The 16,833-nt window shown below is 68.6% G+C and carries 5 protein-coding genes; 2 read left to right on the top strand and 3 right to left on the bottom strand.

The window, feature by feature from the left end; genetic code table 11:
• Positions 1 to 112 precede the first annotated feature (112 nt).
• The 3 genes from AC1RJ5_RS07060 to AC1RJ5_RS07050 form a co-directional block, all read right to left on the bottom strand.
• On the bottom strand, positions 113 to 13,369 hold the full coding sequence (locus AC1RJ5_RS07060; RefSeq protein ID WP_493112470.1) for a hypothetical protein: 13,257 nt from the start codon (positions 13,367 to 13,369) through the stop codon (positions 113 to 115).
• A gap of 163 nt (positions 13,370 to 13,532) precedes the next feature.
• Positions 13,533 to 14,492 carry a helix-turn-helix transcriptional regulator gene (locus tag AC1RJ5_RS07055; protein WP_269574510.1) on the bottom strand — a complete coding sequence of 320 codons (960 nt, stop codon included), beginning with the start codon at positions 14,490 to 14,492 and terminating at the stop codon, positions 13,533 to 13,535.
• 147 nt (positions 14,493 to 14,639) lie between these two features.
• Positions 14,640 to 15,398, bottom strand: coding sequence for a kinase (locus AC1RJ5_RS07050; RefSeq protein ID WP_493112467.1), 759 nt, complete (start codon positions 15,396 to 15,398; stop codon positions 14,640 to 14,642).
• Positions 15,399 to 15,480: 82 nt separating this feature from the next.
• Between AC1RJ5_RS07050 and AC1RJ5_RS07045 the strand changes: the two genes are divergently transcribed.
• Both AC1RJ5_RS07045 and AC1RJ5_RS07040 read left to right on the top strand, forming a co-directional pair.
• Positions 15,481 to 16,488 carry a LacI family DNA-binding transcriptional regulator gene (locus AC1RJ5_RS07045; protein WP_493112465.1) on the top strand — a complete coding sequence of 336 codons (1,008 nt, stop codon included), beginning with the start codon at positions 15,481 to 15,483 and terminating at the stop codon, positions 16,486 to 16,488.
• An 82-nt stretch (positions 16,489 to 16,570) separates the two neighbouring features.
• On the top strand, positions 16,571 to 16,741 hold the full coding sequence (locus AC1RJ5_RS07040; protein ID WP_184169414.1) for a hypothetical protein: 171 nt from the start codon (positions 16,571 to 16,573) through the stop codon (positions 16,739 to 16,741).
• Positions 16,742 to 16,833: the final 92 nt, after the last annotated feature.

Raw genomic sequence — 16,833 nt, 5'->3', positions numbered from 1 at the left:
CGCGCAGTCCCCCTGCGCGGGCCCCCACGGCCCCCCCCCAAAGAGGCCGGATGCCGGCACGGCAGCGAAGAGCGGGATTCCAGACCCCTCCGCGCGCCGCGCCGAAGCTCCCTTAGAAGCCGATCTTCACCCGCACCGACGCGCGGCCCTCACGGGTGTTCTCGCCGGCTGCACCTTCCAGCGCGATGCCCAGGCGGACATTCTTGCTGGCCCGGGCATCGATGCCGACGCCGAGCGTGCCGAGCACCGGTGCCATCCGCACGCCGCTCACACCGAAGCTGCCCGTGCCGGCCGGAGCACCCGCGAAGCGCATCGCGCCGAGGGTGTCGAGATCGCCCGAATTGTAGCGCACGCCCATGCTGACCCAGGGCATCGCCTCGCCGGCGCCGGTCTTGACCTTGGCGCCGAGACGGAGCTCGCCCGAGGCCGTGAACAGGTCACGGCTGGCCGAGGCGACCTGGAGGCCGAGGCCGCCCGCGGCGCTCTCGTTGAAGCCGTCGCGCTTGTCATGGACCTTGCTCGCGCTGCCGATCAGGGCGAGGCGCAGGCCGTTGCCGAGCTCGGTGCGGACGCCGCCGGTGAGGCCGAACGAATAGCCCTTCGAGCTGATGTCGCCGGTGGCCAGGCTGGTGGTGCCGCCGAGGCTGAGCGTGCGGCGGCTGTCGAAGTCGCCCGAATACCAGCTGCCCGAGGCCGCGATGAACAGGCTGCCGGCATCATAGCTGGCATAGCCGCCCAGCTGATACTGGTTGCCGCTGACGGTCGAACCCCGGCTGTTCATGTCGGAGTCGATCTGCGCCACACCGCCGGCAACGCCGAGGGTAAAGCCGTCGAGCTTCGTCTCCACGCCCATGGCGACGCCCGCGGTGGTGTTCTCCACTCCGGCATGAACATTGTCGCCAAGCAGCTTCTGGTAGCCGCCATAGACCTGGCCCCAGATGCCGCCGCGGCTGGTGTCGCCACCCGCACCGGTGCCCGGCAGGGTCGCGCCGGAGAGGGCGCTGGCGAAGCTGTTGCCCGAGGTGGCGGTGGTGCGGACATCGGCCAGGCTCGAGCTGGCGAAGCCACCGCCGACCAGGGCATCGCTGCCGTCGCCGACGCGCTGGCGGAGCAGGTCGGTGAACAGGTTGTTCGCCGAGATCGTCGCCGTCGAGATGTCGGCGAGCGCCTCGCCGCTGAGGCTCTTGAACGCCGCGACCCGCTGCGTGGTGTCGAGTGCGGTGATCGTGTTGAGCGTCGCCGCCCACTCGTCCGAGGCATTGCCGGTGGTCGAGTTGCTCAGCGCATTGGCCACCGCCAGCGTGTTGGTGTCGCCCGCTGCCACGCCGTCGTTGAACTCCATGTTCTTCTGGACCTGGAGGATGACCGAGTTGGCAACCAGATCGTAGCGCAGGCGCCACTTCAGGTTCGGGTTGCTCGCCACCGTGGCGAAGGTGCTGCCATTGGCGAAGGTGCCGGTGAGGCTGTTCGCCTGGACGATCGTGTAGAGCTGGTTGAAGCGATAGTCGCTCGCCGTCGACGTCAGCGCGTTGACCGCCACCGTACCGCCCGAGAGCGTCGCGGTGCCGTTCACCTTGATGCTGTCCGAGGCGAAGTTGAAGCTCGTCCCGCCGAAGTCGAAGAGCAGGCTGCCGCCGCTGGCGACGAGGCTGCCGACGGTGAAGCTGCCGATCGGGTTGACCGTGCCCAGCGCGCCGTTGAGGCCGCCCGGCGAGAAGGTGCCCGAGGCGATCGTCAGCGCGCCCGCCACGGTGCCCGAGCCGATCAGCGTGCCGCCCTGAACGCGGATGCCGCCCTGGGTGGAGCCCGAGAAGGCGAGGGTGCCGGCCGTCACGTCGAAGCGACCGGTGGTGGCGAAGGTGCCCGCCAGATTGAGGCGGCCAAGGCCCTGCTTGTCGATCGAGCCGGTGCCGGTGATCGCGCCGCCGAAGCTCTGCTCGGAGGTGTTCGACAGGACCAGCTTGCCGGCGCCGAGCGCCAGCGTGCCGGTGCCGGCCAGGCCGCCGACGGTCTCGGTATAGCCCGCCAGGTCGAACACTGCACCCGAAGAGACGCCGAGGGTGGCATTGTTGGCGACACGTTCGCTTGCGCCGAGGCGCAGGGTGCCGCCCTGTACGACGACCGTGCCTGCACCGACCGTTCCGTTCAGCGTCGAAGTACCGGCAAGGTTGTAGACGTTTCCGGCGCCGATGTTGGCGTTCACCGTGGCGGTGCTGAGCTGATACTCGGCCGCGGTAAGCGTGCCGGTGCCCGACAGGGTGCCGCCAAGTGCCAGCAATCCGACCGTTTCATTGTTCGCGCCAAGGTCGAAAATGGCGTTCGAGGACACCGCCACCGTTGCCGTATCAACGATACGATTGGCTGCGCCGAGGCGCAGCGTGCCGGCCTGGACCGAGACGTTGCTCGCCGTCGTGCCGTTCAGCACCGAGGTGCCGCCGAGGTTCGACAGGGTGCCCGCGCCAAGGTTCGCGTTCACTACGGCGTTGTTGCTGAGCAGGTACTGGCTCGCGGTGAGCGTGCCGGTGCCGGCCAGGGTGCCGCTCAGCGCCAGCGTGCCGATGGTATCGTTGAAGGCGCCGATGTTGAAGGTGGCGCCCGATGCGACCGCGACCGTGCTGGCGTTGCCGATGCGATCCGCCGCGCCGAGGCTCAGCGTGCCCGCCTGGACCACGGCGTCGCCGGCCAGCATGCCGTTGAGCGTCGAGGTATCGGCCAGGTTGAACAGCGTGCCCGCGCCGAGGTTGGCGTTCACCGTCGCACCGGTCAGCTTGTACTGGCTCGCGGTGAGCGTGCCGGTGCCGTTCAGCGTTCCGGCCAGCTCCAGCGTACCGATGGTATCGTTGAAGCCGCCGATGTTGAGCGTGGCGAGCGAAGCGACCGAGACCGTGGCGCCATTGGCGATGCGATCCGAGGCGCCGAGGCTGAGCGTGCCAGCCTGGACCACGGCGTCGCCGGCCAGCGTGCCGTTGAGCGTCGAGATGGCGGCCAGGTTGACCAGCGTGCCCGCGCCGAGATTGGCGTTCACCGTCGCGCCGCTCAGCTTGTACTGGCTGGCGGTGAGGGTGCCGGTGCCCGCCAGCGTGCCGGCGATGCCGGCGACGGCGACAGTCTCGTTATAGCCCTGCAGGTCGAAGGTTGCGCCCTGGGCCACGCCGAGCTCGGCGGTGTCGGCGATGCGGTTGGCGGCGCCGAGGCGCAGCGTGCCTGCGGTGACCGAGACATTGCCGCCGCTGATGGTGCCGTTCAGCAGCGAGACGCCGCCGGTGTTGCCTACCGCGCCCGACAGGTTGCCGTTCACGGTCGCGCCGTTCAGCGCGATCGTGGTGGCGGTGAGCGTGCCGGCGCCGTTCAGCGTACCGTTCAGCGTCGCCTGCGACACCGTCATGCCGATGGTGGACAGATCGAGCGTGCCGGCGGTGCCGACGATCAGCGTCGAGGCCGGATCGAAGCTCGCGCCGGCTGCCAGGGTGAGGCTGCCCGAGTTGACCTGGGTGACGCCGGTATAGCCGGCGGTGCCGCCGAAGGTCAGGTTCGCGCCGTCGATCAGCAGGTTGCCGGTACCGGTCAGGGCGCCGGCGAAGCTGCTGGTGCCGGCCAGCAGGCCGAGCGTGTGGCTGCCCAGCGAGACGGTGCCCGTGCCCGAGAGCGTGCCGATGCCTTCGTCGGCGGTAAGCTGCAGCGTGCCGCCGGCCGCCAGGTTGACCGAGGCGGCGTTGTCGATCGCGCCGCCAGTGGCCAGGGTGCCGCCGGTGACGGTCCAGCTGGCGACGTCGTTGGCGCCGGCCAGCGTCCAGGTGCCGGTGCCCGACTTGGTAGCGCTTTCGAAGCCGGTGACGGCGCCGAGCGTGCCCGAACCGGTGCCGACCAGTGCCAGCGTGTCATTGCCCGCGCCGCCGCTGAGCGTGCCGTTGAAGACTGCGCCGGTATCGAGGGTGAGGGCATCGGCGCCGTCGCCGCCGACATAGTTGCCGGTCAGCGTGCCGCTGATGTTGACGATGCGATCGCCGGTGCCGACCGAGCCGATCGTGCCGATCGTGGTCGAGCCGGCATCGAGGTTTACGGTGATCGCCGCGGCGCCGTCCAGGTAGAGCGCGCCGAGGCCGCCCTCGATCTTGCCGCCCGACTGGTTGGTGATCGTGGTCGCGCCGGTGGTGGCGATGCCATAGCCGGCGGTGCCGCCAGTGATCGTGCCCGAATTGGTGACCGAGCCGCCCGAGACATAGTTGACGCCCGCGCCGGTGGTCGCCGCGATCGTGCCACTGTTGACCAGGCTCGCCGCCGAAGCACCGGTCCAGGTCGCGACGCCGGCGCTGATGCCGTTGATCGTGCCGGTGTTGGTGGCGGTGTGGGTGCCGTTGCCGGCGAAGGCGATGCCGATATCGGCGTTGATCGTGCCGTTGTTGATCGCGGTGCCGGTGTTGTTGACGAAGATGCCCCAGCCGCCGGGGGCGGTGGCGTTGAGGATGCCGCCCAGCGCGTTGGTGCCGGTGCCGCCGCCATCGAGGCTCAGCGCGTTGTCGGCGATGCCGGTGACGGTGCCATAGTTGGTGACGGTGGCGCCGGCGCCGGTGGTCACGATGCCGCGCCAGCCGCTCATCGTCGCGCCGGCTTCGTTGATGACGGTGACGTTGGCGCCGGCTGCGCGGACCGCTGAGGCGCTCGTCGCCGAACCGCCCGAGATCGAGCCATAATTGTCGATCGTCAGGCCCGCGCTGTTGGTCTGGATGCCATAGGTGGTGCCGGTGATCGTGCCGCTCGCCTGGTTGGTGAGCGTGCCGCTGGTGCCGGTGCCGACATAGACGCCGGTCAAGCCGCTGATCTGGCCGGCATTGTCCAGCGTGAAGCTGGCGGTGTAGATGTTGAGGCCGGTGCTCGCGGTGCTGGTGATGCTGCCGCCGGCGGCATTGGTGACGCTGCCCGTCGCGCCCGCCATGTAGACCGTGGCGAGGCTGCCCGAGGCAGTGAGCGTGCCGGCGTTGCTGAGCGTGCCGCCGTTCCAGAACACCGCGGCGCTGTCCGACGTGCCGTCGATCGTGCCGCCGGCGAGGTTGGTCACGCTGGTGCCCGCAGCCATCGCGTCGATCGCGCGCACGCCGGTGATCGTGCCCGAATTGGTCACGCTGCTGCCGGCGCCGGCAAGGGCGACGCTGACCCCGGCGCCGCTGTTCACGGAGCCGGTGAAGGCGATCGCCGAGCCGTCGACGACGGTGAAGCTGCCCACATAGTTGGTGTTGCCCGAGAAGGTGAGCGTGTTGCCCGCCGCCAGGCCCTTCACGAAGACGCCGCCGTCGCTGCCCGAGATATTGGCCGCGAAGGTGCCGCTGTTCGCCTGCTGGAAGTAGAGCGAGCCGCCCGACATGGTGACGCTGCTGCCCGAGATGCTGTCGGTGGTGCCGATCAGCGTGCCGCCGCTGACGGTGGTGGTGCCGGTCCAGTTGTTGGTGCCGGCGAGCGTCAGGTCGCCGGTGCCGGTCTTCACGAAGTTGCCGGTGCCGGTGATGTCCTGCCAGACCGTGCCGTTGGCGGCCTGATTGTAGGTCAGCAGGCCGTTGTTTACGATATCGCCGCCCGAGATCGTGTCGGACGTGCCGGTGAGCGAGGCGCCAGCCGAGATGGTGGTGGTGCCGGTCCAGTCGTTCGCGGCGTTGGTGAGGACGAAGCCCGAGCCCATGCTGCCCTGGAAGACCAGGTTCTGGCCGGCCAGGCTCTCGGTGATCGCGCCGGTCAGCGTCGCGGTGACGCCGGTCTCGGCACGCAGCACGGCCGGATCGTTGACCGTGTCCACCGCCTGCAGGTCGATATTGTTGGCATAGGTGCCGGTCATGCCGAACACCGCGGTCGGATCGACCATGTGGATCGTGCCGGTGCCGAAGGCGCCCGCGGTCGCCGCGCGGATCGTGCCGCCATTGACCCAGATGTCGCCGGTCAGGTCGCTGGTGCCGTCGAAGGTGATGGTGCCCGAGGGCATGCCGCGGACGCCGGCGCTGATCGACTGGCCCGGATTGGCGCTCGGGCCGGTCAGGGTCATGTCGCCCGAGACGAGGCCGAGATTCTCGAAGCCGATGAAGTTGGCCAGGCTGACCGAGACGCTGGTCCCGGCGTCGCCGAAGTCGGCGTACAGCCAGTCATTGCCCGCGCCGCCGTCGACCATGCCGCTGATGGTGCCGCCGAAATAGGTGAAGCTGTCGTCGCCGTCGCCAAGGTTGGCGTTGTAGATCGAGCCGCCGCGGAAGATGACATTGTCGACGCCCGCGCCCGACGAGGCGTCATAGTCGCCATAGACCACGCCCGACAGATCGATGTTGCGGGTGCCGTTGCCGGTCGAGACGATGCTGCCGTACATGTACGAGCCGTACTCGTTGGTCATGTTGACCGTACCGTCGCCCGAGAGCAGCGCGGAGCCGGTGCCGCCGACGAGCGCGCCGCCATTATGGTTGGTGATCGTCGAGGTCACGCCGCCGGCGGTGTCGATCGAGATGCCGTAGCCGCTATTGCCCTGGAGCGTGCCCGAGTTCTCGATCGTGGCCGCGCCGCCCGAGATGGTCACGCCATTGGCGCCGCCCACGATGATGCCGGTGGTGTTGCCGTTGACATAGCCACCGACGTTGGTGACCGAGCCGCCCGCAGTGAAGCGGACGCCGTCGCCGGTGCTGAGGTTGGCATTGGTCTGCCAATATGCGGTGGCGTTGTCGCCGGCGGTGCCCGCGACGATGACGCCGGTGTTGGTCAGCGTCTGATAGTCGTCGCTGCCCATCACGCCATTGGCCTGGCCGGCGATGACACCGGCATTGGTGAGCGTGGTGCCCGCGGCCTGCAGCGTGACGCCGTTGCCCGCCGCGATGATCCGGCCGCCGGCCTGGTTGTCGACGGTGCCGCCATTGGTGATCACGCCGTCAAAGCCGCTGCCGGTCGACTTGATGAGGCCGGCATTGGTCACGCCGCCGCCGGTGTACGAGGCGACGGCATAGGCGTCATGAGCGATCAGCTGGCCGCCGGCGTTGACGGCCAGGCTTGCGTCGGCGTTGACGAGCGTCACCCCCGTGCCGGTCATCTCGAGCTTCGCGGTGCCGCCGAGCACGAGATTGCTGCCACTCACGCTCCAGCCGCCTTCGGTCGGTGCCTGGGTGCCGGTCAGGGTGAGCGTGCCGCCGCCGTTCAGGCTGTGCTGTTCGAAGCCGGTGAGGGTGGAGAGGTCGAGCGTCGCCGGGGCGGAGACGGTCGCGGCGAAGCGGTCGTTGCCGCCCTCGCCATTGATGCTGGTGAAGCTGCCGCCATACCAGTTGAGCGTGTCGTCGCCGTTGCCGAGCGCGATCGCGCCATTGGTGGTCGAGCCGGCGTAGAGGCTGACCGTGTCGGCGTTGTTGCCGGTCAGATAGATCGCATAGGTGCCGCCGGTGATCGTGCCGGCGTTGGCGATGTTCGCCGCGGTGGTGCCGCCCGAAGCGACACCGTAATTGCCGCCGGTGACGGTGCCGGTGACGTTGTTGCTGAAATAGCCGCCGTTGAAGACCACGCCGTTGCCGGTGCCGTTCACCGTGAAGGTGCCGGTGGTGCCGCCCGACAGCGTGCCCGAGCCGATGAAGCCGCTATTGTTGATGTTCGCGGTACCGGAGACCGAGATGCCCCAGCCCTGGCCGACGATCACGCCGTCCGCCTGGTTGGTGACGATGGCGCTGCCGTTCGAGAAGTAGATGCCGCGGCTGCCGCTGTCGAGGCCGACGATGGCGCCGCCATTGTCGACGCTCACGCCGGTGGCGGCGCCCGCCAGGAAACCGCCGGTGCCGCCGCTGATCAGGCCGTTGGTCTGGTTGTTGAGGCTGCCGGTCGAGGTGCTGGTGAAGCGCACGCCATAGCCCTGGGTGGCGTTGCTGCCGCCGGTGAGCGTGCCGGAGTTGAAGAGCTGGTTGCTGGTGCCCGCGACGTTCAGGCCGGCATTGGTCGACGCGATGATCGTGCCGCCGCTGTTGTTGAAGTTCAGCGTGCCAGTCGCGCTGACGCCGGTCGCGCCGGTGATCGTGCCGGTATACTGGTTGATCACCGTGCCCGAGATGAGCGACACGCCGATGCCGGTGCTCGCGGTATAGGTGTTGGCCAGCGAGTCATAGGTTGCGGCGGCGATCAGGCCGCTGTTGTTCACCGTGCCGCCTGCGGCCAGCTTCACGCCCACGCCGCCGCCGAAGATACGGCCACCGGCATTGTTGGTGACGGTGCCGGCGCCTTCGATGCCGTTGACGCTATAGCCCGAGATCGTGCCCGTGTTGGTCACCGAGCCGCCGCTGGCGAGATAGACGCCGTCCCAGCTGCCGGTGATCAGGCCGGTGGCATTGTTGGTCACCGTGCCGAGGCCGCTAGCGATATAGACGCCATTGGCGCGCACGGTCGAGGTCGAGCCGAGCGCCGCGCCGAGGATCTGGCCGGAATTGTTGACGGTGGTCGCCGCGAACGAGGAGATCGCGTTGGTGTCGGCGCCGCTGCCGTTCAGGAACGAGCCCTGGATCACACCGCCGGCCTGGTTGGTGATCGTGCCGCCCATGGCCTGGATGCCGGTACCGCCGCCGGCGGTGAGCGTGCCGGTGGTGCCGCCCGAGAGCGTGCCGGTGGCGATCGTGCCGCGGTTGGTGATGTTGACGGTGCCGCCGGTCGCGATGCCGTTCGAGCGGCCGACGATCAGGCCGGCATTGTCCAGGCCGAGCGTGCCCGCGCCGCCCATGCCGATGCCGTTGCCGCCGCCGGCATTGCCCTGGCCGACGATGCGGCCGGTGCCGTAGTTGTTGATCGAGAGGTTGCCCGAGCCGCCCTGGTTCTCGATCGCGTTGTAGAGATTGCCGGCGATCAGGCCGTAATTGTTCACGTTCAACGCGCCGGTGGCGACGATGCCGCCCGAGGCGACATGGTTGATGCCGGCATTCTGGCCGCTGATCGTCGCGGTCGAGTTGCTCGCCGAGCCATTGTTGATCGTGCTGGTGCCGCTCGTCGCGACCACGGCGATCGCGGCGCCATAGCCATTGTCGCCGCCAGTGCCGGTGTTGGTGATCGCGCCGAAATTGTCGACGCCGTCATTGGTGCCGCCGAGGCGCACGCCGACATACTGGCCGCCCGCGACCGAGCCGGAGAGGCCGACGCGCAGGACGTTGCCCACGCCGGCCAGCGTCACGGCGGAGACAGCCGCGCCGCTGCGCGCGCCGGTCAGCGTGACCTGGCCGCCGGTGGCCGAATCCACGGTGAGGTTGCCGGTGTTGGTGATCGCGCCGCTCAGCGAGACGGTGCCGAGTGCCTGGACGTCGCCGGCGCCGCTGATCGCGCTGGTGAAGTCGTAATTGTCGGTGCGGTTGAAGATCAGCGTGCCGCCCGAATCGACGGTGATCGCGCCGGTGATGCGCCCGCTGGCGGAGCCATCGCCGACCTGGAGGGTGCCGCCGGCGACCGTGGTGCCGCCGGTATAGGTGTTGAACCCGGTCAGCGTGACCTGGCCGCTCTCTACCCGGAGCGCGCCAGTGCCCGAGATCACCTTGCCGCTCGAGCTGGCGCCCGACTGGGCATAGGTGAGCGTGCCGTTGTTGGTGATGCTGCCGCCCGAGATCGCGCTGGTCGAGCCGCGCACGGTCACGCCCGAACCGATCGTCGTGATGCCGGTCCAGCTGTTGCCGGTGCCGGTCAGGTTGAACAGGCTGCCGCCGATGCCGGCGAAGGTAACTGCCTGCGACGCGCCGATCGCCTGGCCGGCGGCGTTGGTGCCGCTGCCCGAGGTGATGCTGCCGCTCAGGATGGCGTTGCCGCCGAACAGGTTCTCGAACACCGCCGGCTGGCCGTTCAGCACTGCGGGAACGTCGAGCACGAAGTTGTTCGAATAGACGCCCGATGCGCCGAACTGGACGTTCGACGTGAGCAGGTGGACGACCGCGCTGCCGAAAGCGCCGGCGCCGTTGGCGAGCACGATTCCGCCGTTCGCGTTGATCGTGCCGATGCCGCTGGTGCCCTGGAATAGCAGGGTGCCGCCATTGGAATTGACGGTGATCCCGGGCACCACTGCCGCGCCGGTGAGCGTCCAGGTGCCGCTGTCGAGCTTGGTGATCGTCTCGGCGCCGGTCGAGGTGGCGAGCGAGAAGCTGCCTGCATCTGCGCCGGTGCCGGTGCCGCGCAGCTGCAACGTGTCGCTGCCGCCGCCCAGGTCGATCGCGCCATAGGTCGCCGCCGCCAGCGCGCCGCTGCTCTGCAGCGTCACGGTGCCGGCCGAGCCGGTCACGGCGTTGGTATAGCCCTGCGTGACCGCGCTCGCGTTGGTCTGGCCGGTATAGATCGCCAGCGTGTCGTTGCCCGCACCGCCGGTGATCCGGCCGCTGGCCGAGCCGGCGAACAGATTGATCGTGCCGCCGGTGCTGCCGGTCAGCACGGTGCCGCCGGTGCCGCTGCCCGCCTGGCCATAGTTGTTGAAGGTCGTGCCGCCGTTCAGGAACACCGCATAGCCGTTGGTCGCATCGCTGCCGCCGCCGAGCGAGGCGCCCACCGCATTGGTGACGGTGCCGCCGCCGGTGGCGCTGATCGCGAAGTTCGTCCCTTCGCTGATCGTGCCGGCATTGAGGATGCTCGCGACGCCGCCGACATCGACGGCATTGAGGGCCAGCGTGCCGGTGCCGACGCCGTTGACCATGCCGATGTTGACGAGTGTCAGCGCGCCGGTGGCAGCGATGCCGCCCGATGCGCCCCGGATCGTGCCCGTATTGGTGATGTTGGCGGTGCCGGTGCGGATCGCCGTGGTGGTGCCGCCCTGGACATAGTTGTTCGAGCCGTCGAGCGTGCCGGTGCCGATCGTGCCCGAATTGCTGAGGCTGAGTAGGCCGCTGCCGGCATTGTAGATGCCGGCGGTGCCCGCGCCGACGATCTGGCCGGCATTGGTGACCTGCACCGCGCCGCTGTTGATCAGCAGGCCCGAGCCTTCGCCGGTCGCGCCATAGATGCGGCCGGTGGCGTTGTTCTGCACGACGCTGGTGCCGCTGATCTCGACGCCGGCGAAGCGGTCGCCCTGGATCAGGCCGTCATTGACGATATAGGCGCCATTGTTGGCGCGCGCGCCGTCCCAGCGGCCGATCAGGGTCGCGCCGGTGTGGTTGCCCAGCGACAGCTGGTTGGTGCTGGCGAGGACGCCATTGCCCTGCGTCGTGATCGAGCCGCCGGCGGCATAGGTGATCGTGCCATAGTTATCGACCGTGCCGCTGCCGATCGCGATCGCCGAGGAGGCGCCGGTGCCCGAGGTGATCGTGCCGCTATTCTGGATGTTGTTGCCGGTGGCGCTCGAATAGATGACGTCGCCGGTCGCGCTCAGCTGCGCGCCCGACTGGACGAACATCAGGTCGGGGGTGGTAAGCGTGACGGCGGTGCCCGTGATGTTGGTCAGCGAGCCGTTGAGGATGAAGGTCGTCGCGTTGCCGCCCGCCACGGTCCAGCCCGCGCCGCCGTTGCGGCTGCCGGTCAGGGTCAGGTTGCCGCTGACCAGGCTGTAGGCATCGAAATTGGTGACGTTGGCGAAGCCGGTGACGAGATCGAGCGTCTTGTTGGTCGACGAGCCGACATCCACCGCGAAGGTGTCCGTGCCGGTGCCGCCGTCGATCGTGCCGCTGAAGGCGCCGCCGGCCCAGGTGAAGGTGTCGTTGCCCGAGCCGAAATCCGCGCTCTGCATCGATCCGTTGGCGCCGAGCCGGAAGTTCTGGGCGCCGGTGGAGCCGCTGCCGTCATAGTCGCCGACAAGCGCGCCGGCGAGGTTGACGGTGGTCGCGCCGCTGCCGAGGACACTGATCAGGCCGGTCGTCTGCGAGGTGGCGTTGAGGTTGAGCGTCGAGGCGGTGGTCGCGTCGATCCGGATCGCGCCGGCGCCGCCGCCGGTGATCTGGCCGTCGCTGTTGACCGTCTGGCCCGGCGAGAAGGCGCTGCTGTCGAAGCGGATCGCCCAGCCATTGGCGGCCGAGCCACCGGTGATGTGGCCGCTGGCGTTGTTGGTGATCGTGCCGCCACGGCCCGAGATGATCGCCGAATTGTTCGTCGCGGTGAGGGTGCCGGAATTGGTGATGTTGGTCGTCGCCGCGCCCCAGACCACGACGCTGCCGGCGGTCATCGTGCCGTTGTTGGTCACGGTGACCGTCGAGGGGCCCTGCGAATTGCGCACGCCGGTGCCGCCGGCGGCGGTCGCGCTGATCGTGCCGTTGTTGATGATGGTGACGTCATGGCCGGCGCCGATCGCGCTGCTGCCCTGGCTCGATACCGTGACGCCGGATGCGACGTTCACCACCAGGTCGGTGTTGGTCCAGCCCGATCCGATCGCGTAGCTGCCATTGCCCGCCAGGATATCCGCATTCGCGTAGACGGTGTTGAGCCCACCGATCGCGCCGGCGGTGTTGAACAGGACGCCCGCGCTCGGGCGGGTCGAATTGCCGATCGCGGCGCCGACCGTCACCGTGTTCGTTTGTCCGGACTGCGCCGACTTCATCTGGATGCCGACGCTGCCGCCGTTGATCGTGCCGCCAGCCGTGGTCGTGACGCTGTTGGTCGTGTTGCTCGACGTGACGTTGATGCCGATGCCGGTACCGCTGGTGGTGATCGCGGAGCCCGAGGTGACGCTAACGGCGGCGATGGCGTTGCTGGCCGAAGCGGCGATGCCGGTGCCGTTGGCAAGCGTGGTAATCGTGCCGCCCGTGGTGGTGACGTTGGCGCCCGTGGCGGACAGGGCGTTGATTCCGGTGGCGAAGCCCGAGATCGTCGGCGCCTTGAGCGACAGGTCCACCGTCGCGGTGGTGGATGTCGCATAGATGCCGGTGTCGCCGCTGATGCCGGTGACGTTGCGCAGGCTGCTGACCGTGCCGAAATCGACGACGTTGATGAAGCCGGTGGCGACCAGATAGGCGCCGAAGGTCGCGTTCAGGTCGGTGGTCGAGCTGGTGTCGAACTGGCCGATCGCCCAGGTCAGGTTGCCGCCGCCGGCCTGCATGAACAGCGCCGCGCCGTTCTGGTCGCTGCGCAGCGAGTTGGCGCCCGCGGTGTAGAGGACCGCGCTCTGGCCGCTCCCGGCGTTCTGCCGGTAGGCACTGCCATTGGGGTTGCCGGTGGTGTTGTCGATCGTGACGCCGGTCATGGTGACGCCGGAGCTCTGGGTGTTGTCCACCATCACGCCGCCATTGGTCGCGGTATCGTCGGTATAGGTGCCCGAGCCCGAGATCGTGCCGCCGCCGGCGGGGCTGGTCGATTGGGCGAGCGCCGGCGTTGCCAGCGTGATGCCGATCAGCGCGGTCGAGCCGAGCAGCGCCTTGCGGAGCAGCGCCTCACGACCCACGCGCACCGAAACCGCCTTGGACGCACGCGCGCCATTGCCACGATCGATCATTCGAAAAAGCCCCCGAAATCAAATGACCGTGCGCCCCGACTCCACGCGACACACGGCAGACATAGGGAAATCCCTTAGTCCCAGATGGGGATTTTGCTGTTGAACAGCCGTCTCACCGATTTGGACCGATGTCGCACGGGAGGACAACTCCCGCTTTGGGACATCAACGGGTTAGCGCGGCCCTTGCACGGCAATCGCTGGGGGTTTCGCCGAAGCGCGCCTTGAACAGCCGGCTCAGATGCGCGGCGTCGCTGAAGCCGAGCCGCTCGGCGAGATCGCCGATCCGCTCGAGGTTCTCGGGGTTGAGCAGTGCCTGGCGCGCGGCCTCCAGCCGCATGTCGCGGATATAGGCCTGCACGCCACCGCCGGCTTCGAACAAGCGGTGCAGGGTGCTGCGCGACACGCCCAGCTTGCGGCAGAGATTGTTGACGGTCAGGCTGGGCGAACCGAGATGCGCCTGGACCTCGTTCCGTGCGCGCAGCACCAGGGTCGCGGGATCCTCGCGGAAGCCCGGCGCCTCGGTGCGGCTGGCGCCCTTCAGCGCGAGCACCAGCACGTCGAGCATCGACTTGCCCAGCCTGGGCGCGTCTTCCTCGCTGAAGCGGGGCAGGGCTTCGCGTATCTGCATCGCGTGCGAGGTGAACATCGCGATCTCGGCGGGATTGAGCACCGTACCGTGCAGGCTGGCGACATCGAGCCCCGCCTCTATCGCCAGATGGCGCGGCACGCTGAGCGAGATGCTGCGCCCGCCGGCAGAATCATGGATCGAGGTCTGCTGGCGATCGACGATGACCGCCGAGCCGGGCATCTGCACCCAGTCCTGTGCCTGCTTGCCGACCACGCCCGCCGCCTTGCCGTCGAGGTTGACGGTCAGCGCCATGGAGTCGTTGCCCATGTCGACCAGCCGCTTGTCGCGGCGCCAGCGCTGGGCCGAGATGTCGGTGAACACCAGCGCGATCTCGCCGAGCTGGGCGATGCTGCTGGAGATGCGGAACTGCTCGAGCGGCTCGGTATGGTAGAGCGGCGTCATGCCCGGCCAATGGCTCAGCCACACTTCGTGGCGATCCTTGGCGTCGATCTGGGCGGTCGTGTAACGGTGTACGCGAACAGGTTGCGACGCCAAACTACACCCCCGAGTTTCTTTGTTTCCGTGGTTTCTATTCGATTCCGGACGGTTAGCTCCGCTTCCAATATAGACGGAAACATTCACGCGCACGCAGATTCTGAGGGAAGAGTCCCGATATTACGCAAATTTCATGTTGGGATTGATCTAGGTTACGAAATCGGGCCTGCGGTCGGCGTCGAGCCGTAGCGTAAGGTCCGCCCACGCGCCGCCGTGGCGCAGCATGTGGCGGGTCAGCCGCTCATAATATTGGACGAAGCGGCGGACTTCGGCATCGCTCATCGGGCCGCCGGCCTTGCGCTCCTGCTCGATCCGCCAGTCGGCGACGATCTCGAAGCCGGGCGCCTGCAGGAACACCAGCTGGTCGATCCGCGCCCATAGTGCCTGATAGGGGCCGGCGAGCCGGGCGTTGACCCAGCGGCGCCAGCGTCCGTCGGGGTCTTGGGTGCGCTCGAGATCGTTGACCGGCTCGTCAAGTTCCGCCTCGCCTTGCGGGCGGGCGCCGAGGCACCAGCCTTCGAGGATCAGCATCCCGGCCGGACCGGGGACCTGCTCGGGCGCGCCGGGCTCGTCGCGGGCCTTGTCGAAGCGGGGAAGCAGGGCGGGGCCATGCGCCAGCGCCTCGATCGCGGCAAGGCCGGCGGCGACGTCATGCGTGCCGGGCACGCCGCGGGTGCGCAGCAGCGGGTGGACGGTCTCGGCAAGGTGTCGGCGCTCGGCGCCGTCCAGATAGAGGTCGTCGAGCGACAGTACCGGGCAGGCGAAGCGCTCGGCCAGCGCGCGGGCGATCGTGCTCTTGCCGCTGCCCTGCGCGCCGGCGATGCCCAGCACGAAGGGGCGGCGTGTGCCGGGGCGGAGCCGTTCGGCGATCCACTCGGCGGCGGGAAGGGGCGGGGGCGCGGCCATCGGCTGCATCTGTGCTTGCGCTCTGCCAGCGCTGTCAAATAAGGCTGGTGCGGGCCGGGGCCCTTCCCGGCGGGGAAAACTTGTGTCCAGTCGTCCGACGATCAAGGAAGTCTCGAAGATCGCAGGCGTGTCGTTCAAGACCGTCAGCCGGGTGCTCAACAACGAGAAGCATGTCAGCGAAGAGACGCGCCGCCGCGTCGAGGAAGTCGTGGCACGGCTCAACTTCCGGCCAAGCCATGCGGCGCGCACGCTGGCCGGGCGCAAGTCGTTCCAGGTCGGGCTGCTCTACGACAATCCCAGCCCCTATTACATCTATCACGTCCAGACCGGCGCGCAGCAGCGCTGCACCGAGCTGGGCTACCGGCTGCTGCTCCAGCCGATCGACAGCCAGTCGCCGGACCTGGTCTCCAACGTGCTGGCGCTGATCGACGAAACGCATCTCGACGGGCTGATCCTCTCGCCGCCGGTGACCGAGGCGATGGCGCTGCTCGACGAGCTCGACCGGCGCGGGCTGCCCTATGCGCGGATCGCGCCGGGCATCCGCCAGGAAGCGGGCATGTCGACCGCGATGGACGACGTCGCCGCCGCGCGCGAGATGACCGCGCACCTGATCGGGCTCGGCCATTGCCGGATCGCGATGATCCGCGGCCTCGAGAGCCACGCCTCGTCGGCCGATCGCCTGGCGGGGTACAAGGCCGAGCTCGAGGCGCATGGCATCGCCTTCGATCCGGCGCTGGTGGTGGCGGCGGAGAACGACTTCGCCTCGGGCGCGGCCGCCGCGCGCGAGCTGCTGGCGCTCAAGGACCGGCCGACCGCGATCTTCGCCGGCAATGACGACATGGCGGCGGGCGCGCTCGCGGTGGCGCATGAGAGCGACATCGACGTGCCGGGCCAGCTGTCGATCGCCGGCTTCGACGATTCGGACCTGGCGCGCGCGGTGTGGCCACCGCTGACCACGATCCGCCAGCCGGTGCACGAGCTTGCCGCCGCCGCGGCCGAGCTGATCCTTTCCGGGACGGCGCCGCAGCCGCGGGTGACGCTGGAGCACAAGCTGATGATACGGGCGAGCACCGGGCCGGTGTCCCGGTAACCAATAGCTGTCCCGCAGCCGGACAGGGGTTAACCAAACACGGCGCTGGCGGCAAAAGTTAAGAAGTCGTTAACTGCTGGCCATGCAACGCCAGCTCGTCCTTGAGGGCTATGCCCCCCGCCGCCATCCGTTCCGCCGCTATGTCCGCCGCGCGGTGGCCCAGCAACGCCAGCTGCGCGACGACAGCGACGTGAAGCTTTTCGCATTGAGCTTCACTGCCTTCTTCGTCTGCTTCTTCACGTTCATCGCCTGAAACGCTTCGTCATGCTGAACCTGTTTCAGCATCCAGGGCACCACGAGGGATATCCTTGGTGGAGGGTTCGACCCTGAAACAAGTTCAGGGTG

The organism is Sphingomonas sp. GW822-FHT03G08 (assembly GCF_058801135.1).
This window is presented reverse-complemented; position numbering and strand designations above follow the sequence as displayed.